The 24375-nt window shown below is 67.4% G+C and carries 24 protein-coding genes; 18 read left to right on the top strand and 6 right to left on the bottom strand.

The window, feature by feature from the left end:
* The first annotated feature begins 52 nt into the window (after positions 1-52).
* Both E5S66_RS02970 and E5S66_RS02965 read left to right on the top strand, forming a co-directional pair.
* Complete coding sequence (locus tag E5S66_RS02970; protein ID WP_138347827.1) at positions 53-1588, top strand: SDR family NAD(P)-dependent oxidoreductase; 1536 nt, start codon at positions 53-55, stop codon at positions 1586-1588.
* A 168-nt stretch (positions 1589-1756) separates the two neighbouring features.
* Positions 1757-2515, top strand: coding sequence for a hypothetical protein (locus tag E5S66_RS02965; protein WP_138347344.1), 759 nt, complete (start codon positions 1757-1759; stop codon positions 2513-2515).
* 202 nt (positions 2516-2717) lie between these two features.
* Here the strand turns inward: E5S66_RS02965 and E5S66_RS02960 are convergent, their stop codons facing one another.
* Complete coding sequence (locus E5S66_RS02960) at positions 2718-3323, bottom strand: hypothetical protein (RefSeq protein ID WP_138347342.1); 606 nt, start codon at positions 3321-3323, stop codon at positions 2718-2720.
* Positions 3324-3574: 251 nt separating this feature from the next.
* On the opposite strand from E5S66_RS02960, the gene E5S66_RS02955 reads away from it, so the two are divergent.
* The 4 genes from E5S66_RS02955 to E5S66_RS02940 all read left to right on the top strand — a co-directional run bounded on the left by E5S66_RS02955 (position 3575) and on the right by E5S66_RS02940 (position 7047).
* Entirely contained in the window at positions 3575-4126 is a 552-nt protein-coding gene (locus E5S66_RS02955; RefSeq protein ID WP_138347340.1) for a hypothetical protein, read from the top strand.
* A 327-nt stretch (positions 4127-4453) separates the two neighbouring features.
* Positions 4454-5005 carry a hypothetical protein gene (locus tag E5S66_RS02950; protein WP_138347338.1) on the top strand — a complete coding sequence of 184 codons (552 nt, stop codon included), beginning with the start codon at positions 4454-4456 and terminating at the stop codon, positions 5003-5005.
* A gap of 9 nt (positions 5006-5014) precedes the next feature.
* Positions 5015-6475: a phospholipase effector Tle1 domain-containing protein gene (locus E5S66_RS02945; RefSeq protein ID WP_138347336.1), complete on the top strand. Its 1461-nt coding sequence runs from the start codon at positions 5015-5017 to the stop codon at positions 6473-6475.
* Complete coding sequence (locus E5S66_RS02940) at positions 6472-7047, top strand: hypothetical protein (RefSeq protein WP_138347334.1); 576 nt, start codon at positions 6472-6474, stop codon at positions 7045-7047. The genes E5S66_RS02945 and E5S66_RS02940 overlap by 4 nt, the downstream gene beginning before the upstream one ends.
* Positions 7048-7174: 127 nt before the next feature.
* Here the strand turns inward: E5S66_RS02940 and E5S66_RS02935 are convergent, their stop codons facing one another.
* The 4 genes from E5S66_RS02935 to groES all read right to left on the bottom strand — a co-directional run bounded on the left by E5S66_RS02935 (position 7175) and on the right by groES (position 11397).
* Positions 7175-8584: an XVIPCD domain-containing protein gene (locus tag E5S66_RS02935; protein WP_138347333.1), complete on the bottom strand. Its 1410-nt coding sequence runs from the start codon at positions 8582-8584 to the stop codon at positions 7175-7177.
* A 3-nt stretch (positions 8585-8587) separates the two neighbouring features.
* Entirely contained in the window at positions 8588-9151 is a 564-nt protein-coding gene (locus E5S66_RS02930; protein WP_138347331.1) for a hypothetical protein, read from the bottom strand.
* Between the two features lie 262 nt (positions 9152-9413).
* Entirely contained in the window at positions 9414-11051 is a 1638-nt protein-coding gene (groL, locus tag E5S66_RS02925; protein ID WP_138347329.1) for a chaperonin GroEL, read from the bottom strand.
* Between the two features lie 55 nt (positions 11052-11106).
* Complete coding sequence (gene groES / locus E5S66_RS02920) at positions 11107-11397, bottom strand: co-chaperone GroES (RefSeq protein ID WP_028839180.1); 291 nt, start codon at positions 11395-11397, stop codon at positions 11107-11109.
* A 177-nt stretch (positions 11398-11574) separates the two neighbouring features.
* Here groES and cutA point away from each other — a divergent pair, with 177 nt between their 5' ends.
* From cutA to purD, 12 genes are all read left to right on the top strand, one after another.
* Entirely contained in the window at positions 11575-11898 is a 324-nt protein-coding gene (gene cutA, locus E5S66_RS02915) for a divalent-cation tolerance protein CutA (RefSeq protein WP_138347327.1), read from the top strand.
* A 4-nt stretch (positions 11899-11902) separates the two neighbouring features.
* Complete coding sequence (locus E5S66_RS02910) at positions 11903-14251, top strand: protein-disulfide reductase DsbD family protein (protein ID WP_138347325.1); 2349 nt, start codon at positions 11903-11905, stop codon at positions 14249-14251.
* Complete coding sequence (locus tag E5S66_RS02905; protein WP_246037112.1) at positions 14251-14904, top strand: TlpA family protein disulfide reductase; 654 nt, start codon at positions 14251-14253, stop codon at positions 14902-14904. Before E5S66_RS02910 ends, E5S66_RS02905 begins: the two co-directional genes overlap by 1 nt.
* A gap of 211 nt (positions 14905-15115) precedes the next feature.
* Complete coding sequence (gene aroQ / locus E5S66_RS02900; RefSeq protein WP_138347323.1) at positions 15116-15556, top strand: type II 3-dehydroquinate dehydratase; 441 nt, start codon at positions 15116-15118, stop codon at positions 15554-15556.
* Between the two features lie 77 nt (positions 15557-15633).
* Positions 15634-16116, top strand: a complete 483-nt coding sequence (gene accB / locus E5S66_RS02895) for an acetyl-CoA carboxylase biotin carboxyl carrier protein (RefSeq protein WP_138347321.1) — start codon at positions 15634-15636, stop codon at positions 16114-16116.
* Between the two features lie 6 nt (positions 16117-16122).
* Positions 16123-17490, top strand: a complete 1368-nt coding sequence (gene accC / locus E5S66_RS02890) for an acetyl-CoA carboxylase biotin carboxylase subunit (RefSeq protein WP_138347319.1) — start codon at positions 16123-16125, stop codon at positions 17488-17490.
* A 94-nt stretch (positions 17491-17584) separates the two neighbouring features.
* Positions 17585-18895 (top strand): hypothetical protein, encoded by a 1311-nt coding sequence (locus tag E5S66_RS02885; protein ID WP_138347317.1) that lies wholly within the window; start codon positions 17585-17587, stop codon positions 18893-18895.
* A 63-nt stretch (positions 18896-18958) separates the two neighbouring features.
* Positions 18959-19888, top strand: coding sequence for a 50S ribosomal protein L11 methyltransferase (prmA, locus tag E5S66_RS02880; RefSeq protein WP_138347316.1), 930 nt, complete (start codon positions 18959-18961; stop codon positions 19886-19888).
* Positions 19885-20397, top strand: coding sequence for a DUF3426 domain-containing protein (locus E5S66_RS02875; RefSeq protein WP_138347314.1), 513 nt, complete (start codon positions 19885-19887; stop codon positions 20395-20397). Before prmA ends, E5S66_RS02875 begins: the two co-directional genes overlap by 4 nt.
* 136 nt (positions 20398-20533) lie before the next feature.
* Positions 20534-20797: a DNA-binding transcriptional regulator Fis gene (gene fis, locus E5S66_RS02870; protein ID WP_028839173.1), complete on the top strand. Its 264-nt coding sequence runs from the start codon at positions 20534-20536 to the stop codon at positions 20795-20797.
* A 71-nt stretch (positions 20798-20868) separates the two neighbouring features.
* Positions 20869-22458 (top strand): bifunctional phosphoribosylaminoimidazolecarboxamide formyltransferase/IMP cyclohydrolase, encoded by a 1590-nt coding sequence (purH, locus tag E5S66_RS02865; protein ID WP_138347312.1) that lies wholly within the window; start codon positions 20869-20871, stop codon positions 22456-22458.
* Positions 22459-22542: 84 nt separating this feature from the next.
* Positions 22543-23829, top strand: a complete 1287-nt coding sequence (purD, locus tag E5S66_RS02860; protein ID WP_138347310.1) for a phosphoribosylamine--glycine ligase — start codon at positions 22543-22545, stop codon at positions 23827-23829.
* A 3-nt stretch (positions 23830-23832) separates the two neighbouring features.
* Here the strand turns inward: purD and E5S66_RS02855 are convergent, their stop codons facing one another.
* Complete coding sequence (locus E5S66_RS02855; RefSeq protein WP_212745310.1) at positions 23833-24351, bottom strand: arylesterase; 519 nt, start codon at positions 24349-24351, stop codon at positions 23833-23835.
* Positions 24352-24375: the final 24 nt, after the last annotated feature.

The following is a 24375-nucleotide window of genomic DNA, read 5'->3' as shown; positions in this document are numbered from 1 at the left end:
GCTTGGCGCGGACAGCACAACCCAGCCCGACGGCACCGCAGGCGCCGCCCTCCTGCAGCGCCTGCGTGACGCCGCCGCGCTGCTGGAGCAGGTCGGTGCCGACCACTCTCTGCTCGATGCGCTGCCGAGCGCCGACCGCGACCGGCTGCAGCGCGCGGTGGCGCAGGTCTACCACCCCGACCCGGCCGCGCGCCGGTTGCGGCTCAAGGTGGCCGAGCGTGAGCGCAACGCGGCGAAGATCCAGCGCGAGGAGGCGGTGCTCAATGCCACCGGGATCCGCGCGCTGCGCCGCAAGCCGGTGTTCACCACCCCGAACTATTTTCCGCCGCAGGGTTTTCAGCCGCACGACCGCGACCACGAACCCACCCACGACGAGACCATCGGCGAAGCTGGCGAGCCGCGGCACTGCTACGTGTGCAAGCAGAAGTACACCGCGATCCACCACTTCTACGACCAGTTGTGCCCGCCTTGCGCCGCGTTCAACTTCGCCAAGCGCACCGAGCTGGCCGATCTGCGCGGGCGGGTTGCGCTGCTCACCGGCGGTCGGGTCAAGATCGGCTACCAGGCCGGGCTGAAGCTGCTGCGCGCCGGCGCCGAGCTGATCGTGACCACCCGTTTCCCGCGCGACTCGGCCGCGCGTTACGCCCGCGAGCCGGACTTCGCCGAGTGGGGCCACCGGCTGGAAGTGTTCGGGCTCGACCTGCGCCACACGCCCAGCGTCGAGGCGTTCTGCAGCCAGCTGCTGGCAACCCGCTCGCGGCTGGACTTCATCATCAACAACGCCTGCCAGACGGTGCGCCGCCCGCCGGATTTCTACGCCCACATGATGGCCGGCGAAACCGCCGCGCTGGCCGATGCGCCCGACGCGGTGCGCCGCGTGCTGGGCAGCTACGAGGGCCTGCGCAGCGCGCGCATGCTGCCGCAGGACAGCGCCGCACTGGCGCCACAGCTGTCCACCGACATGCACGGCGAGGCCCCCGGGCTGACCCGCGCCGCCGAACTGTCGCAGCTGCCCCTGCTGCCGGAAGAACTGCTCGCCCAGCAGCACCTGTTCCCCGATGGCCGGCTCGACCAGGACCTGCAGCAGGTCGACCTGCGCGAAACCAATTCGTGGCGGCTGCGGATGGCCGAGGTGCCGTCGGTGGAATTGCTGGAGGTGCAGCTGGTCAACGCCATCGCACCGTTCCTGATCAACGCGCGGCTCAAGCCGCTGATGCTGAAGACACCCGGGCGCGACAAGCACATCGTCAACGTGTCGGCGGTGGAGGGCCAGTTCTACCGCAACTTCAAGACCACCCGCCACCCGCATACCAACATGGCCAAAGCCGCGCTGAACATGATGACGCGCACCGCGGCCGCCGATTACCACGCCGACGGCATCCACATGAACAGCGTCGACACCGGCTGGGTGACCGACGAGGATCCGGCGGCACTGGCGGCGCGCAAGGTGCTGGAGGAGCGCTTCCATCCCCCACTGGACATCGTCGACGGCGCGGCGCGGATCGTCGATCCCATCATCGCCGGCCTCAACACCGGCGAGCACGTGTGGGGTCAGTTCCTCAAGGATTACCGGCCGACGGATTGGTGATGCTGGTGTTCCCGTCGAGTACGATGCGCTTCTTTTCGAGCGGTGTTGAATCGGCGGCGAGCACGTCACGGTGGAAGCTTGAAGCTTCGCTTTAGGAAATCGCCGACCTCTGATTGAGCCGCCCCATGCGGCTGCTAGAGTTCCAGAACCGCTAAACGGGGAGCAGGCATGTTGGACAAGGAAGAGGATCCATCGAAGAGCAAGTTCGGCGCGCCACGCATCGCGTTGTGCCTGGCCATTGTCGGCGTGCTGTATGTGATCTATGCCGTTGGCGCCACCACCTATGCCGTACAGAAAAACGAAACGGATCCCGGCCCCAGCGGGAGTTATGGCGCTGCCATCTCCGAAGCCGACGCGGAGTCGTCACAGGGCCCAATGAACGATGACCAGAAGTCGCAGTTCATCACTGATCTGAAGCAAGCCCGTGTTGAAGCCGCCAAGCAGGACTATGACGACGCCATGCGACCTACTCGCGCGCGCGAGTTCAATCGGGAGTTGCAAGCCGTCTGGCGCAGCATTCCCCAAGAAGAAAACCAACCATCACGCGAGTTCTACGCTGGCCTGTTCCGGGATGAGTTCATGGTGGAAAGTGAGCACCGGGGAGCGATGCAGGCCAAGCAACCTGGCGCGCCCGCAAGACAGGTATGGGCGGACAAGGCATTCACGGTTTACGCGGTGCCAGCTTCGGACCACCTGGAAATCACCCACCACAACTCCCGGCTGACCCTCAATATCCTGCCGTGCCGAAAACTGGTGTCCGGGCATTTCTTCAAGGACTGCTTGACCCGGAAGGACGGGGATAGATTGTTGGAAATCGCCTACCGCGAGCGCGACCTGACCAAAGCTGAGCAAGACGACCTGCAAGCCAGCAAAGGGCGGGTGGCAAGGGATTTGTTCAACATGGGCAAGGACCGGGTTTTCAACTGAGCCGGCATCCAGCAACGTTCGTGATACCCAACCAGCGTGCCGCGCGGCTGCACGGCGTGATGGATAGTCCAGCCTGGGGTTGCCTACGAAACAGGGGGGCGCGCCGGTTTCCAACGCGGCCAGATACGCGCCCCTCCTGACAGTCCGTGGGTCCAGCAACCGGCGCAGGCGCCAATCAACCGCACCTGGAGAGAAGGCGCCCCTACCGACCGCCACGTCCTGCGCGCAACGACTCAATCATGCGAGCAACATCTTTTTTTGCCTGCTCCAACTCGACCTGATTGGCAGCCAAGTCAGCTTTGCTCTGTTCCGCGAACGGGCTGGGGGCCCATGCGCCGGACGCATTGGCGGCAACAACTTTCTCAATTCTCCCCTCCAAATCCTCCAACATGGAGATAGCGTTTTCCTTTTCTTTCAGTTCCCCCAGGATGCCGTTTTTCAACCGCGAACCGATCGCACCCAATGGAAGGTCGATCCGGACGACCGTGTCATATGCGCCATCAGACTCAACGCCACCGGAGGGCAGCAGGTCATATTCGATGGGTGTTGGCATCGCCATACCTTCAACATCGAATTGGACGATCGCCCTGCAAGTTCTGCGCTCATGCTCTTCGTCTTGCCGAATGGCTTCAAAAGCCTCGAAACGGCTTATTTTCAGCAGACCGCTGTCGACCGGGTCGTATCCGCTTGGCCGCAGACGCTCGTGCACATAACTATCGACAAAGGCGGACAAGCTCGCTTGCGTAGCAGGCGACGCACATCCACTGTCCTTTTTTGCGCACCCCGTCATCAACAATGCGGCGACCACTACCACAATCCGAAATCCCATTCCCTTCCCCTTATTCCCTGGATGAATCAATGCGCGAAGCGGACGGACAGACTCGCCGTCCGGTCGCGTTGAAAGTACGCTCGCATCTCCCCCGCTTCGGAGCACCGCATGCAACCGACCGCAGAAACACTGCGCTTTAAGTCCCCGTCTCCGCGAGCGCCGCGATGAGGCCGCTGCGGACCGCCGCGACCCTGCTCGCAACCACCCTACTCTGCGCGTGCCAGACCTCCATGAGCAATGAACGCAACTTCGGGCCGTATCCCGGCGCGCCCAACATCGACCGCCGCTATACCGGCACCGTGGCCGATTGGCCGCTGTTCTTCATCAGGCACCACTTCTCGACGCAATGCTTCGACACCCAGTACTGCCGGGTGAAGTACGGCAGCGTGCCAGCGGAACACCGCGAGCCGACCGGATCGATCGAGTCGGTCGGTCGCAATTATCCCGGAATCCTCACCGGCGCCACGCGAATCGGCATCGACAACTTCGCCGGACCGGTGGTGATCGACTGGAAGTCCAAGGACGGCACCGCGCTCCACGCGGAGATCGATTTCGACGAACTGTTCAAGGATCGATTGGTGCCTATCCCGCCGGCGGTGAAGCGCGAGGACATCCCGGAGCGCAGCAACATCAGCGAGCCCACTATTGTCGTGGAAGTCGTGAATCGGACAGTGAACGTCTATACCTCGACCTTCATCCCTATGAAGAAGGAGCAGATTCCGGGGAACCGCCACTCGAACTTCAACGACGATCTCGTCCGCGTCTTCACCCGGACCTATTGAGGACACGCCATGGGACGTGACCGCCACCCTGATGGCGTCCGGGTTGACCCCGCAACGCCCGCCGACCTAGAGACCTACGCCGAGGCCAGCCGTCAGATCGGCGGCATGCAGGCCCGCTTTCCGTTCTGCATGTAATCACGCGGACCGACTACCCGTCCGACCGCACTGAAAGTACGCTCGCATCTCCCCCGCTTCGGAGCACCGCATGCAACCGACCGCAGAAACACTGCGCTTTAAGTCCCCGTCTCCGCGAGCGCCGCGATGAAGCCGCTGCGGACCGCCGCGACCCTGCTCGCATCCACTCTCCTCTGCGCGTGCCAGACCCCCATGAGCAACGAACGCAACTTCGGGCCGTATCCCGGCGCGCCCAACATCGACCGCCGCTACACCGGCACCGTGGCCGATTGGCCGCTGTTCTTCATCAGGCACCACTTCTCGACGCAGTGCTTCGACACCCAGTACTGCCGGGTGAAGTACGGCAGCGTGCCGGCGGAAGATCGCAAGCCGACCGGATCGATCGAGTCGGTCGGTCGCCACTACCCCGCGATCCTCACCCAAGCCAAGCGGATCGGCATCGACAACTTCGCCGGACCGGTGGTGATCGACTGGAACTCCAAGGACGGCACCGCACTCCACGCGGAGATCGATTTCGACAAGCTGTTCAAGGATCGATTGGTGCCTATCCCGCCTACGGTGAAGCGCGAGGACATCCCGGAGCTCATCAACATCAGCGAGCCCACCATTGTCGTGGAGGTCGTGGACCGGACCGTGAACGTGTACACGTCCACACACATTCCAATGAAGGAAGAGCAGATCCCGGGGAACCGCTACTCGGACTTCAACGACGATCTTGTCCGCGTCTTCACCCGGACCTATTGAGGACCCGCCATGGGACGTGACCGCCACCCTGATGGCGTCCGGGTTGACCCCGCGACGCCCGCCGATCTAGAGACCTATGCCGAGGCCAGCCGCCAGATCGGCCGCATGCAGGCCCCGCTACTGCATCGCCAGGACAAGGTGGACAGCCGCCTGTTTGTGATGGCTTTCGACGGGACCGGCAATGACATGGATGCGCAGCCGCGTGAAAACTGGACCAATGTCGCGCTGATTTACGAGCAGGCGCGAGAACTCCAGAAGACGAATCCGACCATCGGCACCGGATACGTCGCCGGTCCGGGAACCCAGGATCACAAGATTCCGGCCCTGATCGACGGTATCACCGGGCGCACGTTCGAATCGCGGGTCGAGGCCGGGTACGACCAGTTCATAGGGCAGGCAAAAAAATGGTTGGCGGACAATCCCAGCGCCGACATCTCCCTCGCCGCCGTCGGTTTCAGTCGCGGCGCGGAGCAGGCCGCGGCCTTCACGCGTCTTGTCCACGAGCGCGGCATCCAGAACCCGGACGGCGCCAAGTACGAACGCAACGCCGCCGGCGAGATCACCGGCGTCATATATACGCGCCCGCCGCTCGTTGCTCCCGGCGTGGTCAAGCAGGCCGCAGTGCTGCTCGACCCCGTCGGCACCGGCGAACCGATGAAGCACGACCGCCGCACGCCGCCTTCCGTACTTGGCGGGCTGCAGCTTTCGGCGCTGCACGAGCAGCGCGACCAGTTCAAATCGACCGAGGCGCTGGAGCCGGGCCTGAGCAGGGATGGCCGTTTCCTGCAGGTCTGGGTGGCCGGGGCGCACAGCAATATCGGCGGCAGCTACAAGGCGAACGGCCTCTCGGATCGCAGCTTCAACCTCATTGCCGACTACCTGAACAGCGTCGTGGATCCCCCGGTGTTCACCAAGCGGGCGGAGTCGATGGACCCGGCGCTCAACGTGATCCACCGCTCTTATGAGCACCAGTGGGTCTACACGCAACGCGGCTATCGCGACGGGGTGCGCGATGTCGTCGAACGCCTGGCGCCTGCTGCGGTCTGCCGCCCGGAGCCCCGCGCTTGCCTGGAACGCGAACCGACCGACGAGCGTCTGGCTGCCACGGTTGAATGGCGCGCAGTGCGGACCACGCCCAATCCACAGATCGAGACACCCTTGCCCGAAGCGGCGCTCACGCCACCTGCGATCACCGGGCAGGCGCCGCCACTGCGTTCACCCAAGGAAGAGGTCGACGCGCTGTTCGAACGCATCGCCTCCTCCGCTGAGAACCGGGATGCCGCGGGCATGCGCAAGGCCTCGCAGGAATATCTCCGGCTCGAATCCGGACGCGACTGGCTGCAATCCGGTCGCGAACACAACGCGACGGTTGCGGCGGAACGCGCTGCAGAGCTGGCGCCACAGCCCCAACCGGCACTTGCACCCGCGCCAGAGACCCCTGAAGTCGCAAACCCGGTGATGCGTCGATGACCGGGACCGATACGGCGCACGAACTCAAGTCCCTGGCCCTGCGCATGGCGGCGGTGGTCGATGTCCTGGAAAGCCGCAGCCACGAGTCCGCAGCCGGTATGTCCGGAGCGCGCGCGCACCTTGACGATGCCGTCCAGCGGCTTGGCCAGCGGAGCGCGATGCTCCTGCAGGAAGTCGCCACAGGCGTGCAGTCGGCCACGCGTGCCGCCGCGGAGGAAGCCTTGGGACCGGCTGCAGCAACGCTCAAGACCCAGGTGGCGGCCGTGCTGCGCAGCCTGCAGGACAGCACGCGTCAGCTTGCGCTCGAGCGGGAAGCTTTCGGGCGCCAACAGCGTCGGGCATTGTGGATCGGCGCCGGCGCTTTGGTGCTGGGCGCGCTGATGGTGGTTGGCGCCAGCGCCGCCTGGGTGGCGATGAAACGCAAAGAGCTCGCGCAAATGGAATTCGCAAAGCAGATCCACGCCGCCACGACCGCCGGTGCGCTGGTGCCCTGCGGGGAAGGGCTGTGCGCCCGCATCGGCGCCACCCCGCGCAAGGCCGGCAAAAACGGGGAATACGTGCTCGTCGAGTAAGCACGGCACGCTGCGCGCGGCGTCGATCCAGGCAGTGGAGCCAAGAACGCCGGCGAACGCGCTATGGCGGCGCCTCTTAGAGGCGTTTGCCGGCGTCCGGGCCCGTGCTACAGGCGCACGGCGGTTGTCAGGCGCGCACCATCGCTTCCTGCTGCACCGTCTGCTCGCGCTGGGCCTGTTGTTGCTGCTGCGCCACCACCGTCTGATAGGCCTGCACTTGCTGGGTGTTCTCCGCCCATTGCCGCGTACTCGCCTCCACTGGCTGCTGCACGGCTACAGCGGTGTCCACGTACCCCATCTGCTGCAGCCCGTTGCCGCGCGCTGCCTCGCGCCCGAAAATGCGGCTGCCGTCATCGCTGAGCAATACCTGATCCAGCGACCGCAGATGGGCGCACGAAGCCGCCAGCGCCGCGGCGGTGCGCTCGCTGTGGGCATCCGGCGTGCGGCCCAACGCGCGGTCCACGTCGCATACGCCGGCATAGGCCTGTTGGTAGCGTCCGTTCGCCGGATGCGCAGGATCCCGCATGTCGTCCAACTGCGAGGTCTTGCGCCGCTGCTCTTCCAGTCGCGCGGGCTCCCCAGGGGGAAGATCAGGCTGCATGCTGTTGCGGATCTTGTCCAAGGCGCGTGCAGGACCGAGGAACGGACCGCCGCTCAGCACGTCCAGTACCTGTCCGCCGACGGTGACTGTGTTCCGTAGCGTCCCTACGTCGTCACGGTATCGCGAGATCATCAGGTGGTTGTCCCGCGCCAGCGTACGTGCTTCGGGCTGGGACAGGATGGAAACGTCCTGGAGACCATCGCCGTTCCTGTTGGTGAAGTTGTGCATCATGTGCGAGCCATTGACCGACGCACCAATCACCGTGTTGGGCTGCAGGCCGCCGATGACCGGAATGTTGTTGTAGCCCGAACCCCGTAACTGATGCACTTCACCGCGTGCGGCATACACGCGGACTTCGCCGTAGTGCGGCGCCGCGGCGCTGACCACGTCCGCAGCCATCACATGGTTGACAAAGGGTGGAGTCTGCGGGCCTTCCGGGATACGGTAGTTGAGGCTGGCTGCGCCGTAGGGATTGAAGGCTTCGCCCTTCAGTCCAAAATGATGGGCACTGATCTGCGCCAGCGTGCCGCCGAGGGAATGGCCGGTGACGGTTACTTCGGGCGCCGGCACTCCTTCGCGTGCACCGTACCGCTTCGCGATCTGCAGGGCCTCACGCGTGAACTGTATGGCGTCCTGTGCCTGGCTGTTTGTACGCCCCACCACCATCCCACCATCGGCCAATAATCCGTCCCTCAATGGTTCGCGACCAAATTCCGTACCGCGATGCGAGACGACCAGCTCACCGGTATCCACACGCTGATAGATGGTGCCTTGATATCCGGAAGGTCTATCGGCATGCGCGACGATCTTGAAACGCGTGCCCTCGATGTCGACCTTCTTATCAATCAGGCTGTTGAGGGCAACGGGCGAACCATCGAGGTTGCGACCGTACGTGTGATCAGCCAGATTGGCATGTTGTTGGCTGCTGATCGGCATAGGTCAACCCTTCACCGGATTGAAGGTGATAGTGAAGAGGTCGATGTCTTGGACCGATGGGCCGAACCTGGAACGATCGGGCTGGCCGAAGTATGGGAAACCGTCTTTGTCGCCATACGCTGATTTCCGGAAATGCACGACCTCCGAAGACTGTTCCAGAATCTTTTGCGCGGGGATGGATGGCGTGAAAATAGTTTCATCCGCAGCGCCGGTCACTTTCATCCGCACCCGCATCTGGATCAGCTCCCAGCGACAAAGGCCGCGACCGGCGTAGTCCTCGTCCAGCATCTGGTCCGCGTAGACCATGGTTTCGAACCGGTTTTCGCCCACCTTGAGCAAGGGAAGCTCCACGTCTTCGGTTGGCACCGGGGAGCTGTAACCGCCGGGGTTGTCCTTGGGCGGACGCAGGCATTCGGTGTTGACCACGTCGTATTGCGCCAGGCCCACCATTTGCGCGAACGGCCCCGGCGCATTCTCGATGGTCATGGTGATGCGGTAGGCCTGTCGTGGCGCCGGGTTGTGCTTGAACTTCTTCGCAACCGGGGTAGCTTCGGATGTGTGGTTCATGGACAGTCCTGAGGGGGTGCAGGCAGCCAGAAGCAGCGCAAGGCCGCCGGCGGCAACAAGGTATCGGGGCATTTCGGATCCTTCGTGCGGGGGCACGCGTCCGAGTATAGGAAATCAAATCGCCCTTTCAGGCAAGCCACCGATAGGCGGCGCGGCAATCGCGGCGACGAAGACAGGCAATTGCCACGTCGCGCCCCCACAAACACGAAGCCCGGCACAAGGCCGGGCTCCATGGTCAAGCGTGACGCGATGCGCGCAGGATTTAGAAATCCATGCCGCCCATGCCGCCCATGCCGCCGCCCGGCATCGCCGGCTCGTCCTTCTTCGGCAGCTCCGCCACCATCGCCTCGGTGGTGATCATCAGGCCGGCGATGGAGGCCGCGTTCTGCAGCGCGGTGCGGGTGACCTTGGTCGGGTCCAGGATGCCGAACTCGATCATGTCGCCGAACTCGCCGTTGGCGGCGTTGTAGCCGAACGCGCCCTTGCCTTCGGCGACGCGGTTCAGCACCACGCTCGGCTCGTCGCCGGCATTGGTGACGATCTCGCGCAGCGGCGCTTCCATCGCGCGCAGGGCGATCTGGATGCCGTGGTCCTGGTCTTCGTTGATGCCCTTCAGGCCGGCAATCGCGGCCTTGGCACGGATCAGGGCGACGCCGCCGCCGGGGACGATGCCTTCCTCGACCGCAGCGCGGGTGGCGTGCAGGGCGTCTTCGACGCGCGCCTTCTTTTCCTTCATCTCGACTTCGGTGGCGGCACCAACCTTGATGACGGCCACGCCGCCGGCCAGCTTGGCCACGCGCTCCTGCAGCTTCTCGCGGTCGTAGTCCGAGGAGGTTTCCTCGATCTGCGCCTTGATCTGCTTGATGCGGGCCTGGATGCCGTCGGCTTCGCCGGCGCCGTCGATGATGGTGGTGTTTTCCTTCGACACCTGGATCTTCTTGGCGCGACCCAGATCCTTGATGGTGGCCTTCTCCAGCGACAGGCCCACTTCCTCGGAGATCACGGTGCCGCCGGTCAGGATGGCCATGTCTTCCAGCATCGCCTTGCGACGATCACCGAAGCCCGGCGCCTTGACCGCGCAGACCTTGACGATGCCGCGGATGGTGTTGACCACCAGCGTCGCCAGCGCTTCGCCTTCGACTTCTTCCGCCACGATCAGCAGCGGCTTGCCGGCTTTCGCCACGCCTTCCAGCACCGGCAGCAGGTCGCGCACGTTGGCGATCTTCTTGTCGTGCAGCAGGATGAACGGGTCGTCCAGCTCGGCCTGCATCGACTGCTGGTTGTTGACGAAGTAGGGCGACAGGTAGCCGCGGTCGAACTGCATGCCCTCGACCACGTCGAGTTCGTTCTCCAGGCCCGAGCCGTCTTCGACGGTGATCACGCCTTCCTTGCCGACCTTGTCCATCGCCTGCGCGATCAGGTCGCCGATGTTGGCGTCGCTGTTCGCGGAGATCGTGCCGACCTGGGCGATTTCCTTGTTGGTCGAGGACGGCTTGCTGATGGTCTTCAGCTCGGCCACGGCGGCGGTCACCGCCTTGTCGATGCCGCGCTTGAGATCCATCGGGTTCATGCCGGCGGCGACCGCCTTCATGCCCTCGCGGATGAACGCCTGCGCCAGCACGGTGGCGGTGGTGGTGCCGTCACCGGCGTTGTCGGAAGTCTTGGACGCGACTTCCTTCACCATCTGCGCGCCCATGTTCTCGAACGCGTCGGCCAGTTCGATTTCCTTGGCGACGGAGACGCCGTCCTTGGTGATGGTGGGCGCGCCGAAGCTCTTCTGCAGCACGACGTTGCGGCCCTTCGGGCCGAGGGTGGCCTTCACGGCATTGGCGAGCACGTTGACGCCGCGCACCATGCGCACGCGCGCGTCTTCGCCGAAACGGATGTCTTTGGCAGCCATTGCGAGTTACCTCAGTAATTATTCGATTGGAATTGAAGAGGAAAGCGAAGCGCGATCAGCCGAGGATCGCGAACAGGTCGTCTTCCTTCACCACCAGCAGCTCGGCGCCGTCCAGCTTCACCTCGGTGCCGCTGTACTTGCCGAACAGGACCTTGTCGCCCACCTTCACCTGCGGGGCGCGGACCTGGCCGTTGTCCAGCACCTTGCCGGTGCCCACGGCGACCACTTCGCCCTTGATGGGCTTCTCGGTGGCGCTGTCGGGGATCACGATACCGCCCGCGGACAGCTTCTCTTCTTCCATGCGCTTGATGACCACGCGGTCGTACAGCGGCTTGATGCTGGACATGTGCAACCTCTGCAAATGATTGATTGAACGGGGAAAACCCGGAAATTTTAGCAGTCGCACTCGGCGACTGCCAACGCCTGGGACGAAAACATCCCGGGACCGGGATGGCAGGGAGATGGGGCGCTGCGGACGGGTTTCAAGGGCCCGTGGCCAACCGTCGCCGGCTACCCTGTCGGCATGGACGTCCTGATCTGCTTCTGCAGCTGTCCCGATACCACCACCGCCGGGCGCATCGCCGAGGCGCTGGTGGAGGAGCGGCTGGCCGCCTGCGTGAACCTGCTGCCGGGGCTGCAGTCGGTGTACCGCTGGCGGGGAAAGCTGCAGCGCGATGCCGAAGTGCTGCTGCTGATCAAGACGACGCGGGCGCGCTACCCGGCCTTGCAGGCGCGACTGCCGCAGCTGCACCCGTATGAACTGCCGGAGCTGCTGGCGGTCGAATCCGCCGCCGGCCTGCCCGCGTACCTGCAGTGGGTGGTCGAATCGACCCGTCCAGTAGAATGACCCGATGACCGGATTCACCCTTCGCCTGCGCCGCTGGCTGGCCGCGCCGGCCCTGATCGCGAGCCTGCTGGCCGCCACCCCGGCCATCGCCGCCGACTTCGAACTGCCGCCGGTGGACGAAGTGTTCGTGCTGTCGGCGCAGGCCACCGCGCGCAACCGCATCGAGGTGCGCTGGAAGATTGCCGACGGCTATTACCTGTATCGGCACCGCACCTCGGTCAAGGCCGGCGCCGGCTTCGCCGAGCCGCGGCTGGCCCTGCCCGACGGCAACAAGCATCGCGACGAGTTCTTCGGCGACGTCGAAACCTACCGCACACAGCTGGTGGGGGTCGTGACCGGGGTTCCGGCGGCCTCCGCGACCGGCGTCGCGCTGACGGTGAAGTACCAGGGCTGCGCCGATGCCGGCATCTGCTATCCGCCGCAGACCCGCACCCTGACCGTGGCGCTGCCGCAGGCCGATGCGGGCGATGACTTCCTGCCCGGCCGCAAATCCGGCGGCGGGCTGTTCGGCCTCGGCAACCGCGGCGCCGCGGTGGACGCCGCGCCGCTGCCCGCCGCGCAGGCCTTCGGCAGCGAATTGATCGCGCTGGACGGCGACACCCTGCTGCTGCGGCTGACCCCGGCGCGCGGCTATTACCTGTACCGCGACAAGCTGTCGGTGCAGCTGGAAGGCGCCAGCGGCCTGTCGGTGAAGCTGCCGCCACCGGCGAAGCTGCCCGCCGCCACACCCTATCGCGACGAGCACTTCGGCGATGTGGCGGTGTATTTCGACCAGGTCGAGATCGCCCTGCCGGTGGCGCGCAGCACCACCCGCGCCGCCGGCGGCACCCTGGTGCTGGGCCTGCAGGGTTGCCAGGACAACGGCATCTGCTATCCGCCGATGACGCGGCGGCTGGCGTTCTCGCTGCCGGCGGGGACGCTGGCGACCGTCACCGACAACACTGTATCCGGCAGCAGCGGCCCTGCCGGGCCGTTGCCTGTGCAGGGCGCGGCACCGGCCGACGCACCGCTGTCGGCAGCGACCACGGCCGGCACTGCCCTTGCCACCACGGCTGCCGTGGAAGCAACCAGCGGCACCACCGTCGTCGACGGCACACCCCAGCCCGCGCGCGAACCCCCGCCGCAGCGCAGGACCCCGGGCCTGCTGGCGGCGCTGCTGCTGGCGCTGGGCGGCGGACTGATCCTCAACCTGATGCCCTGCGTGCTGCCGGTGCTGTCGCTGAAGGCGCTGTCGCTGGCGCAGAGCGGCGCCGGCCGGGGCGAGGCGCGTCGGCATGCGCTGGCCTATACCGCCGGCGTGCTGGCCTCGATGCTGGCGCTGGGCGCGCTGGTGCTGGCGCTGCGCCACGCCGGGCTGGCGCTGGGCTGGGGCTTCCAGCTGCAGCAGCCGCTGGTGCTGGCCGGGCTGGCACTGGTGATGTTCGCGCTGGGGCTGTCGCTTTCCGGGCTGTGGCAGGCCAATGTCGGCCTGGGCCAGCGCACCGGCGCACTGCTGCAGGGCAACGGCGTGCGCGCCGACTTCTTCACCGGCGTGCTGGCGGTGGTGCTGGCCACCCCCTGCACCGCGCCGTTCATGGGTGCGGCGCTGGCCTATGCCTTCACCGGCCCGACCGCCGGCGCGCTGCTGGTGTTCCTGATGCTGGGACTGGGGCTGGCGCTGCCGTTCCTGCTGATCGGCTTCGTGCCGGCCTTCGCCCGCCTGCTGCCGAAGCCGGGCGCGTGGATGGAGACCCTCAAGCAGCTGCTGGCGTTCCCGCTGTACGCCACCGCGGCTTGGCTGGTGTGGGTGCTGGCCAAGCTGCGCGGGGCCGATGCCGCCGGCCTGTGGCTGGCCGCCGCCATCCTGCTGGCGCTGGCCGCCTGGGCATGGATGCGCGCGCGCAACGGTGGTGCACGCGGCTGGCAGGCGCTGGCGCTGCTTGCGCTGCTTGCGGTCGGCTGGCCGCTGGCCCGGCTGCACGCGCTGCCGCGCCCGCAGGCGAATGCCGTCTCCGCGCCGGCCGGCATCGCCAGCGTGGCCTGGTCGGAACAGGCGCTGGCCGACCTGCGCGCGCAGGACCGGCCGGTGTTCGTCAACATGACCGCCGATTGGTGCGTGACCTGCAAGGCCAACGAGAAGACCGTATTCGCCCGCGAACGCTTCCGCGTCGCGCTGGAAGCCGCCAACGCGGTCTACATGGTTGGCGACTACACCGACGTGGATCCCGCCATCACCGCCTATCTGCAGCGTCACCGCGCGGTGGGCGTGCCGCTGTACGTGATCTACCCGCGCGGCGGCGGCGAAGGCCGCATCCTGCCCACCCTGCTGACCGCCGGGATGGTGGAAGACGCGCTGCGCGAGGCCGCGCGCTGATGCCTTCCAACCGCGCGGTGCTGGTGGTGGCGCTGCTGGCGGCGATCGCCGGCGCCGGCGCCAGCCTGCTGTTCGAGCCCACCATCGCCTACCGGCTGGCCGGCACCGAGGTCGGCCAGCAGATGCTGGATGCCTCGCTGAAGGCGCGCGCGCCGGCGCCGCCCGCCGGCATCGCCATCGCCGAAAAAGGCGGCATCGTGCCGGCCATGACCCTGCCGGACCTCGACGGCAAACCGGTCGCCATCCCCGCCGCCTGGGCCGGCCGCCCGGTGCTGGTCAACCTGTGGGCCACCTGGTGCGCGCCCTGCCTGAAGGAAATGCCGGACCTGCAGGCATTCGCCGACCAACAGTCGGCCAATGCTGAAAAGGCATTCGCCACCGCCCAGGGCGCGGCCGGCGTGCAGGTGGTGGGCATTGCCCTGGACGATGCCGCCGCAGTGGCGGCGTTCCTGCGCCAGCACGGCATCACCTACCCGGTGCTGCTGGATGCCGCCGGCCCGGCCGATGCCGGCGTGCGGCTGGGCAATCCGGCCGGCGTGCTGCCCTATTCGATACTGGTGTCGGCCGACGGGCGGCTGCTGAAGACCCGGATCGGGCCGTTCACGGATGCCGCCGACATCGCCGACTGGGCGAGCGCTGCGTCCACCCGGTAGTCACGGCCTGCGTGGCAAGGTTCCCGCGGCGACGACCCTCATTCGTCGCCCGCGGCGCAGCCGCTGGCGCAAAGCGGGCCTCAGCCATTTAGAGTCGCCGCTCCAACATCCGATTAAAACCCGGTTATCCGGCAAAAGTTCGCCGAACTGGACAGCATCCACCTTTCGCGGGACACTGCGCGCCTGTTTTTCGTGGCACCCGACCCAACCGATGGCAACCCTGCTGCTGCTGCACGGCCCCAACCTCAACCTGCTCGGCAGCCGCGAGCCGGAAGTGTATGGCCACACCACGCTGGCCGACATCGACGCCGACCTGAGCGCCCGCGCGCAGGCCGCTGGCCACGTCCTGGAGGCATTCCAGTCCAATGCCGAGCACGCGCTGGTGGAGCGCGTGCAGGCCGCCCGCCTGGATGGCACCGCCTTCATCCTGCTCAACCCCGCCGCCTTCACCCACACCTCGGTCGCCCTGCGCGATGCGCTGGCCGCGGTGGCCATCCCCTTCATCGAGATCCACCTGTCCAACCCGCACGCCCGCGAGCCGTTCCGCCAGCACAGCTATTTCAGCGACAAGGCGGTGGGCGTGGTCTGCGGCTTCGGCGCGGACTCGTACCGCTATGCCCTGGACGCCGCGCTGCAGCGGCTGGCCCGCTGAGCCGGGCGCACCGTCTTTCCCCATTCCACCCCCGCGCCGCGCATCAACGCCGCCGGACCCAAGCAAGAGGACCCGTCATGGATCTGCGCAAGATCAAGAAGCTGATCGACCTGCTGGAAGAATCGAACCTCGCCGAAATCGAGATCAAGGAAGGCGAGGAGTCCGTGCGCCTGGCGCGGATGCCGAAGGGCGGGTTGGCCGCCGCCGCGCCGGCGCCGGTCATGCACCAGATGATGGCAGCCGCCGCCCCGGCGATGCCGATGAACTCGCCGGTGCAGGCCGCCACCGGCGGCAGCCCCAAGCCCGCCGACCCGGAACTGCCGGCCGGCCACGTGATGCGCGCACCGATGGTGGGCACCTTCTACGCCAGCCCGGCGCCGGACAAGCCGGCCTTCGTGTCGATCGGCCAGACGGTCAAGGCCGGCGACACCCTCGGCATCATCGAGGCGATGAAGATGTTCAACCCGATCGAGGCCGATGTTTCCGGCACCGTGCTGGCGATCAAGTGCGAGAGCGGTCAGCCGGTCGAATTCGACCAGCCGCTGTTCGTGATCGGATAAGCCACCATGCTCGAAAAAGTCGTCATCGCCAACCGCGGCGAAATCGCGCTGCGCATCCTGCGCGCCTGCCACGCGCTGGGCATCCGCACGGTCGCGGTGCACTCCACCGTCGACCGCAACCTCAAGCACGTGGCCATGGCCGATGAGTCCGTGTGCATCGGCCCGGCGCCGTCGGCGGAGAGCTACCTCAACATGCCGGCGATCATCGCCGCGGCCGAGGTCACCGACGCGCAGGCCATCCATCCCGGTTACGGCTTCCTGTCCGAGAATGCCGACTTCGCCGAGCGGGTGGAGCAGTCCGGCTTCATCTTCATCGGCCCGAAGGCCGACACCATCCGCCTGATGGGCGACAAGGTCGAGGCGATCCGCGCGATGAAGGCCGCCGGCGTGCCCTGCGTGCCCGGCAGCGGCGGCCCACTGGGCGACGATGCGGCCACCAACGTCAAGATCGCAGCGGAGATCGGCTACCCGGTCATCGTCAAGGCGGCCGGCGGCGGCGGCGGGCGGGGCATGCGCGTGGTCCACACCGAGGCCGCGCTGGTGAATGCCATCGCCACCACCAAGCAGGAAGCCAAGGCCGCGTTCGGCAACGACATGGTCTACATGGAGAAGTTCCTCGAGAACCCGCGCCACGTGGAGATCCAGGTGCTGGCCGACGGCCAGGGCAGCGCCATCCACCTGGGCGAACGCGACTGTTCGATGCAGCGCCGCCACCAGAAAGTGGTGGAGGAAGCGCCCGCACCCGGCATCACCGACGCGCAGCGCGCGGAGATCGGCAAGGTCTGCGTGGAAGCCTGCCTGCGCATCGGCTACCGCGGCGCCGGCACCTTCGAGTTCCTGTACGAGAACGGCCGCTTCTACTTCATCGAGATGAACACCCGCATCCAGGTGGAGCACCCGGTGACCGAGCTGGTCACCGGCATCGACCTGGTGCGCGAGCAGCTGCTGATCGCCGCCGGCCACCGGCTGTCGATCAAGCAGAGCGACGTGGTGCTGAACGGCCACGCCATCGAGTGCCGCATCAACGCCGAAGACCCGGACAACTTCTTTCCCTGCCCCGGCCTGATCCAGCACTTCCATGCCCCGGGCGGCCCCGGCGTGCGGGTGGATTCGCACATCTACGAGGGCTACCGCGTCCCGCCGAACTACGACTCGATGATCGGCAAGCTGATCGTCCACGGCGCCGACCGCGCGCAGGCGATCGCCCGCATGCGGGTGGCGCTGAGCGAAATGGTGGTGGACGGGATCAAGACCAACATCCCGCTGCAGCAGCGCATCCTCGCCGACGGCGGTTTCACCCAGGGCGGCCAGAACATCCATTACCTGGAAAAGCGCCTGGCCGAGCGCAAGGAAAAGGCGCTCTCGCTGCTCTGAGCGGGCGCACGGCGCCGGCGCGGGGCGGCCGATGTCCGCTTGCGCCGGCTTTTTGCGCTGTATCCGGAAGCCACCGCTGCTTCCGGAGTCCACCATGCGCCGCACCGCCCCGCTGATCGCCCTCGCCACCACGCTGCTGGCGTTGCCCGCTGCGAGCCAGCAGGGCAAGACGCCGCCCACCAATCTTTACATCGACGTCGCCACCCACAACATGGCGGGGATGCCGGACATGGGCGCGATGATGGGCGGACTTGGCGGCTTCATGGCCAAGCGCATGGGCGGCGGCGAGGCGTTCAAACCGGCCTACCCTTCCACCCGCGCCGCCGGCATGACCGGCCAGTACCTGGATGTCGCCCTGCACAACACGCTGAAGCCCGGCGTAGAGGCGCAGGAGCTGGTGCCAGCCGGGCTGAACCTGGGCAGATCACTGACCCTGTTGCCTTTCCAGCCGAACGGCCATGGCAAAACCACACCCGAAACCGGCACGGTGCCCGACGTCGAGCTGCAGATCCGCGAATACTGGGGCTGCGGCGCGGCGGTGCGGGCTGGCCAGCCAAAGCTGGCCAGCATCAAGGTCAAGGGCGGCCTGATCAATCCGAAGAAGGGCGCCGCAGGCATGACCGGAGTCAGCGTGGAGTCCAGCGGCAGCTTCTCGAAGGGCCTGTACGTCCCGGACCGCGACATCGACCTCAAGCCCGGCTTCGTCTACTGGCCGAATCCGCAGCATGGCCGGCAGGTGCCGGCAGGTGCAAGGCTGGCCGGCGGCCATCAGATCACCGGCAGCGGCATCCCGGCGTCGATGTCGTTCAACGTGGACGAAGCCGCCGACTTCATGCCGAAACTGGGGCTGCGCGCGCAGGGCGAGGCGGCCGACGCGGTCGCGCTGGCATGGCCGTCGGTGGCGCGCGCACGCGCCTACTTCATCACCGGCATGCGCATGGAAATGGCCAGCGAACGGTCCTACACCCTGACCGTGTGGAGCAGCGCCGAGGTGCCCGGCGCCGGCAGCGAGCTGCACGCCTACCTGACCGGCGGCAGCATCGACAAATGGCTGAAGCAGAAGATCCTGCTGCCGCCCTCGGCCACCAGCTGCGTGGTGCCCAAGGGCATCTTCGCCAGCGCCGCCGGCGGCGAACCCGGGATGGTGCCGGCGATGCTGATGATGACCGCCTACGGGCCCGAACACTGGATCACCTACCCGCCCAAGCCGGCCGATCCGAAGCAGCCGTGGAACCCGGAGTGGAGCGTGCGGCTGCGCGCCAAGTCCACCGCCACCGCGATGCTGGGCCTGGACTTCGGCGAGATGGGCATGCCGCAGGAGCAGGACGAAGGCGACGGCGGCAAGGCGCCGCCACAGAAACGCCCCAACATGAAGGGCCTGCTGAAAGGCCTGCTGGGTGGTTGAGGCGCCCGCGCAGCCCACGATGAACCTGCGAGAATGGCGCGACCGCCACGCGCCATCCTTGCCATGCCTTATCTGCAACTGACCCTTCCCTGCACCGAAGCCCAGCAGCCGCGCGTCGAGCGCGCGCTGGACGACGTGGGGGCGCTGGCAGTCACCCTGCAGGACGCGCATCTGGACGCCGCCGACGAACAGGCGATCTTCGAGCCCGGCGTCGGCGAGATCCCGCTGTGGGACGAGATGACCCTGACCGCACTGTTCCCGGATGAAACCGACGCGCTGGTGCTGCTGGCCGCGCTGGACGCGTTCGATCCGGGGCTGGACTGGAGCCGCGCACGCTTCGAGAAGGTCGAGGATCAGGACTGGGAGCGCGCCTGGCTGGACATGTTCCAACCGATGCGATTCGGCGAACGCTGCTGGATCGTGCCCTGGGACCACCCGCTGCCCGAGGACGCGCAGGCGCCGGACGCCGCCATCGTCCGCCTCGATCCGGGCCTGGCGTTCGGCTCCGGCACCCATCCCACCACCGCGCTGTGCCTGCGCTGGCTGGACAGCCTCGCCGCCGCCGGCGAACTGCAGGGCAAGGCCGTGCTCGACTTCGGCTGCGGCAGCGGCATCCTTGCGCTGGCGGCGCTGAAGCTGGGCGCGGCGCGCGCGGTCGGGGTGGACAACGACCCGCAGGCGATCACCGCCACCACCGACAACGCGCAGCGCAACGGCGTGACCATCGACGTGTTCCTGCCTGCGGAAGAGCCGGTCGCGACCTATCCGGTGGTGGTGGCCAACATCCTCGCCTCGGCGCTGGACGCGCTGGCCGAGGCGCTGGCCACGCGCACCGCTGCCGGCGGCCGCATCGCCATGTCCGGCATCCTGGCCGGGCAGGAAGACGAACTGCTGCTGCGCTTCGCGCCGTGGTTCGATGCCCTGCAGGTGGCGCGCGAGGAGGACTGGGTGCGCATCGACGGCGTGCGCAACGCCCACGCGGTGGCCGGATGAGCCGCGCACCCAGCTTCGTCCTCGCCAATCCCGCCGCGCCCAGCCGCCGGCGCGGCGAATGGCTGGGGTTGGCGACGCTGGCACTGCTGCTGCTGGCGCAGATCGGCTGGCTGCAGCGCGAACGCCTGGCCGCCAGCCCACCGCTGCGGCCACTGCTGGAAGCCGGCTGCGGCGCGCTGGGCTGCACGCTGCCGGCATGGCGCGAGCCTGCCGCGTTCGCCCTGCTCTCGCGCGACGTGATCGCCCCCCCCGAGCGTCCGGGCGTACTGCGCGTGCAGGCCAGCTTCCGCAATGATGCGCACTGGCCGCAGCCTTGGCCGGCACTGCTGCTGACCTTGTCCGACCTCAACGGCCGCACCCTCGGCACGCGCCGCTTCCAGCCGGCCGACTACCTGCCCGCCGGCACCGCACGCAGCGCGCGGATCGCGCCGGGCCAAGCCAGCCAGATCGCCTTCGACATCGTCGAACCGGCACCGGGCGTGGTCGGTTTCGACTTCCGCTTCGAGTAAGTCCGCGCGAAGCGAGAAGGCGGTCAACAATGCTGCGATGAATGCGCGCGGGCACTGACACCGCCGCAATCGCCGCGCTAGACTCGCTGCGCCGTCCCACGCGCTCGATGCCGGCGGCCTGCCCAAGGGATCTCAGTTGACGCCTTCCGAACACCGTCAGGACGCCGCGCCGCGCGCGCCGTTGCGTGAGCATGTCGCCGACGCCGTGCGCCGCTACCTGCGCGACCTTGACGGCAGCGACACGGACGATCTGTACAGCATCGCCCTGCGGGAGCTGGAGATACCGCTGTTCGCCGAAGTGCTGCGCCACTGCGACGGCAACCAGAGCCGCGCCGCGGCGATGCTGGGCATCCACCGCGCCACCCTGCGCAAGAAGCTGCGCGACTACGGCATGGGCTGAGGCCGGCGCAGGCCGGGCGCGGCGGGCCGGCACCGTATAATCGGCGCTTCCCCACCGCCCCCCTTCCACGCATGTCCGCCGACTTCCTTTCCGGCGCGCCGGTGACCGTCCGCCGCGCCCTGCTCTCCGTTTCCGACAAGACCGGCCTGATCGAATTCGCCACGGCGCTTTCCGCCCACGGCGTCGAACTGCTGTCCACCGGTGGCACCGCCAGGGCGCTGCGCGAGGCCGGCCTGGCGGTGAAGGACGTCAGCGAGGTGACCGGCTTTCCGGAAATGATGGACGGCCGCGTCAAGACCCTGCACCCGAAGGTGCACGGCGGCCTGCTGGGGCGCGCCGGGGTGGACGATGCGGTGATGGCGCAGCACGGCATCGGCGCCATCGACCTGCTGGTGCTGAACCTGTACCCGTTCGCGCGGGTGTCGGCCAATCCGGACAGCCGCTTCGAAGACATCATCGAGAACATCGACATCGGCGGGCCGGCGATGCTGCGCAGCGCGGCCAAGAATTTCGCCCGCGTCGCCGTGGCCACCGCGCCGGCGCAGTACGCCGGCCTGGTCGAAGAACTCGCCGCCAACGCCGGCGCCCTCTCGGCGAAGACCCGCTGGCAGCTGGCGGTGACGGCATTCAACGACGTCGCCATCTACGACGCCTGCATCAGCAGCTACCTGTCGTCGCTCGGCGAGGACGGTGCACCGATGCAGTTCCCGGCGCAGGCCAACGGCAACTTCGTCAAGGTGATGGACCTGCGCTACGGCGAGAACCCGCACCAGCAGGCCGCGTTCTACCGCGACCTGTGGCCGGCCCCCGGGTCGCTGGCCACCTTCACCCAGCTGCAGGGCAAGGAGCTCAGCTACAACAACATCGCCGACAGCGATGCCGCGTGGGAATGCGTGCGCCAGTTCGACGCGCCGGCCTGCGTGATCGTCAAGCACGCCAACCCCTGCGGCGTGGCCGTCGGCGCGGGCTGCGGCGACGCATATGAAGCCGCCTACGCCACCGACCCGACGTCCGCTTTCGGCGGCATCCTCGCCTTCAATACCAGGCTCGATGGCGCCACCTGCAAGACCATCCTCGATCGCCAGTTCGTCGAAGTGCTGATCGCACCCGATTACGACGAAGAGGCGCTGGCCTATGCATCGAGGAAGGCCAACGTGCGCGTGCTGCGCATTCCGCTGGCGCCGCCGTCCAAGCACTTCATCGACACCAAGCGGGTCAACTCGGGCCTGCTGATGCAGACCGCCGACGACCGCGTGGTCAACCGCGACGAGCTGAAGGTGGTGTCGCAACTGGCGCCGACCGACGCGCAGTTCAATGATCTGCTGTTCGCGTGGAAGGTGGCGAAGTTCGTCAAGTCCAACGCGATCGTCTACGCGAAGGACAGCCGCACGATTGGCGTCGGCGCCGGCCAGATGAGCCGCGTGTATTCGGCGCGCATCGCCGGCATCAAGGCGACCGACGCGGGCCTGGTCGTGCCCGGCTCGGTGATGGCGTCGGATGCCTTCTTCCCGTTCCGCGACGGCATCGACGCCGCCGCCGAAGCCGGCATCAAGGCGGTGATCCAGCCGGGCGGTTCGATGCGCGACGCGGAAGTGATCGCGGCGGCCGATGAGCACGGCATCGCGATGGTGTTCACCGGCGTTCGCCATTTCAGGCATTGATGCCTGCGGTGCAGGCATCAATCCCGAAGCCTGCTGCGCAAACCCGGTGCCCGTGTTCCTCCGACATCTGACAGGTAAATACGCATGAAGATCCTCGTCATCGGCTCCGGCGGTCGTGAGCACGCGTTGGCGTGGAAGCTGGCGCAGTCCGCGCGCGTCACCGAAGTCATCGTCGCGCCGGGCAACGCCGGCACCGCGACCGAGGCGAAGTGCCGCAACGTCGCGATCAAGGTCACCGACCTCGACGGGTTGCTGGCGCTGGCGCAGGACGAAGCCGTGGCGCTGACCGTGGTCGGGCCGGAAGTGCCGCTGGTGGCGGGCGTGGTGGATCGCTTCCGCGCCGCATCCCTGCGCATTTTCGGACCCACCGCCGCCGCCGCGCAGCTGGAGGGCAGCAAGGCTTTCGCCAAGGACTTCCTCGCCCGCCACGGCATCCCCACCGCGTTCTACGAAGTGCACGCCGAGGTCGATGCCGCGCTGGCCTACGTGCGTGCCAAGGGCGCGCCCATCGTCATCAAGGCCGATGGCCTGGCCGCCGGCAAGGGCGTGATCGTGGCGATGTCGCTGGACGAGGCCGAAGCCGCGGTGCGCGACATGCTCAGCGGCAACGCCTTCGGCGACGCCGGCGCGCGCGTGGTCATCGAGGAGTTCCTTGATGGCGAGGAGGCCAGCTTCATCTCGATGGTGGACGGCGCGACTGCGCTGCCGATGGCGACCTCGCAGGACCACAAACGCGTGGGCGATGGCGACATCGGCCCCAATACCGGCGGCATGGGCGCGTACTCGCCCGCACCGGTGGTCACGCCCGAGGTGCATGCGCGGGTGATGCGCGAGGTGGTGCATCCCACCGTGCAGGGCATGATCAAGGACGGCATTCCCTTCACCGGTTTCCTCTATGCCGGGCTGATGATCGACGCCAGCGGCGCGCCCAAGGTCATCGAGTTCAACGTCCGCTTCGGCGACCCCGAAACCCAGCCGGTGATGCTGCGCCTGCAGTCGGACCTGGTCGAACTGGTGGAGGCCGCCATCGACGGCAGGCTCGATGGCATCGAAGCGCAATGGGATCCGCGCCCGTCGCTGGGCGTGGTGATGGCCTCGAAGCCGTACCCGGACACCCCGGTCAGCGGCGAGGTGATTTCAGGGCTGGAGGCCGTGCCCGCCAGCGCCAAGGTCTTCCACGCCGGCACCGCGCTGGACGCCGACGGCAACGTGCTCAGCGCCGGGGGCCGGGTGCTGTGCGTGACCGCGCTGGGCGCGAGCGTGTCGGAGGCGCAGCGCAATGCCTATGCGGGCGTCGATGCGATCCGCTGGGTGCACGAGTTCCACCGTAGCGACATCGGCTGGCGCGCGATCGCGCGCGAGCAGGGCTGAGGTTCAGCGCGCCGGCAGTTCGTCCAGCGCGGCCAGCACCTGGTCCGCCAGCAGCGGCTGCGCGGCGGCCACCGGGTGCAGGTTGTCGCCCTGGAACCATTTGCGCTCCGTGCCCAGCGGGGCGAGGAAATGCGGGATCAGCCCGGTGCCCAGGCGCTGGCTGATCAGCAGGTAGCTGCGCTGGAAATCGACCGCATAGCGACCGAAGTTGGGCGGCAGCTGCAGCCCGACCAGCAGCACCTGCGCGCCGGCCTTGCGCGAAGCACCGATCATCCAGCCGAGATTGGCGCCCATCTGCACCAGCGGCAGCCCGCGCAGGCCGTCATTGGCACCCAGCTCGATGATGACGATGTCCGGCTGCACGCGGGCCAGCTCGGCGTCGATGCGGCTGCGCCCGCCGGCGCTGGTTTCGCCGGAAATGCTGGCGTTGCGGAAGGCATAGCGCGTCGACTTCGCATCGGCCAGCGCCACCCAGCCCTGCTCCGGGCGCAGCCCGTAGGCGGCCGACAATGAGTCGCCCATGACCAGTACTTTCCGCTCACGTGC

The organism is Thermomonas fusca, assembly GCF_005862345.1.
Taxonomy (GTDB): Bacteria; Pseudomonadota; Gammaproteobacteria; order Xanthomonadales; family Xanthomonadaceae; genus Thermomonas; species Thermomonas fusca.
This window is presented reverse-complemented; position numbering and strand designations above follow the sequence as displayed.

Bases quoted from the DNA above. Each gene is read 5' to 3' on its own strand.
- E5S66_RS02965 (WP_138347344.1), top strand. From the start codon at position 1,757: ATGTTGGACAAGGAAGAGGATCCATCGAAGAGCAAGTTCGGCGCGCCA.
- E5S66_RS02955 (WP_138347340.1), top strand. From the start codon at position 3,575: ATGAGCAATGAACGCAACTTCGGGCCGTATCCCGGCGCGCCCAACATC.
- E5S66_RS02950 (WP_138347338.1), top strand. From the start codon at position 4,454: ATGAGCAACGAACGCAACTTCGGGCCGTATCCCGGCGCGCCCAACATC.
- E5S66_RS02945 (WP_138347336.1), top strand. From the start codon at position 5,015: ATGGGACGTGACCGCCACCCTGATGGCGTCCGGGTTGACCCCGCGACG.
- E5S66_RS02940 (WP_138347334.1), top strand. From the start codon at position 6,472: ATGACCGGGACCGATACGGCGCACGAACTCAAGTCCCTGGCCCTGCGC.
- E5S66_RS02935 (WP_138347333.1), bottom strand. From the start codon at position 8,584: ATGCCGATCAGCAGCCAACAACATGCCAATCTGGCTGATCACACGTAC.
- E5S66_RS02930 (WP_138347331.1), bottom strand. From the start codon at position 9,151: ATGAACCACACATCCGAAGCTACCCCGGTTGCGAAGAAGTTCAAGCAC.
- groL (WP_138347329.1), bottom strand. From the start codon at position 11,051: ATGGCTGCCAAAGACATCCGTTTCGGCGAAGACGCGCGCGTGCGCATG.
- groES (WP_028839180.1), bottom strand. From the start codon at position 11,397: ATGTCCAGCATCAAGCCGCTGTACGACCGCGTGGTCATCAAGCGCATG.
- cutA (WP_138347327.1), top strand. From the start codon at position 11,575: ATGGACGTCCTGATCTGCTTCTGCAGCTGTCCCGATACCACCACCGCC.
- E5S66_RS02910 (WP_138347325.1), top strand. From the start codon at position 11,903: ATGACCGGATTCACCCTTCGCCTGCGCCGCTGGCTGGCCGCGCCGGCC.
- E5S66_RS02905 (WP_246037112.1), top strand. From the start codon at position 14,251: ATGCCTTCCAACCGCGCGGTGCTGGTGGTGGCGCTGCTGGCGGCGATC.
- aroQ (WP_138347323.1), top strand. From the start codon at position 15,116: ATGGCAACCCTGCTGCTGCTGCACGGCCCCAACCTCAACCTGCTCGGC.
- accB (WP_138347321.1), top strand. From the start codon at position 15,634: ATGGATCTGCGCAAGATCAAGAAGCTGATCGACCTGCTGGAAGAATCG.
- accC (WP_138347319.1), top strand. From the start codon at position 16,123: ATGCTCGAAAAAGTCGTCATCGCCAACCGCGGCGAAATCGCGCTGCGC.
- E5S66_RS02885 (WP_138347317.1), top strand. From the start codon at position 17,585: ATGCGCCGCACCGCCCCGCTGATCGCCCTCGCCACCACGCTGCTGGCG.
- prmA (WP_138347316.1), top strand. From the start codon at position 18,959: ATGCCTTATCTGCAACTGACCCTTCCCTGCACCGAAGCCCAGCAGCCG.
- E5S66_RS02875 (WP_138347314.1), top strand. From the start codon at position 19,885: ATGAGCCGCGCACCCAGCTTCGTCCTCGCCAATCCCGCCGCGCCCAGC.
- purH (WP_138347312.1), top strand. From the start codon at position 20,869: ATGTCCGCCGACTTCCTTTCCGGCGCGCCGGTGACCGTCCGCCGCGCC.
- purD (WP_138347310.1), top strand. From the start codon at position 22,543: ATGAAGATCCTCGTCATCGGCTCCGGCGGTCGTGAGCACGCGTTGGCG.
- E5S66_RS02855 (WP_212745310.1), bottom strand. From the start codon at position 24,351: ATGGGCGACTCATTGTCGGCCGCCTACGGGCTGCGCCCGGAGCAGGGC.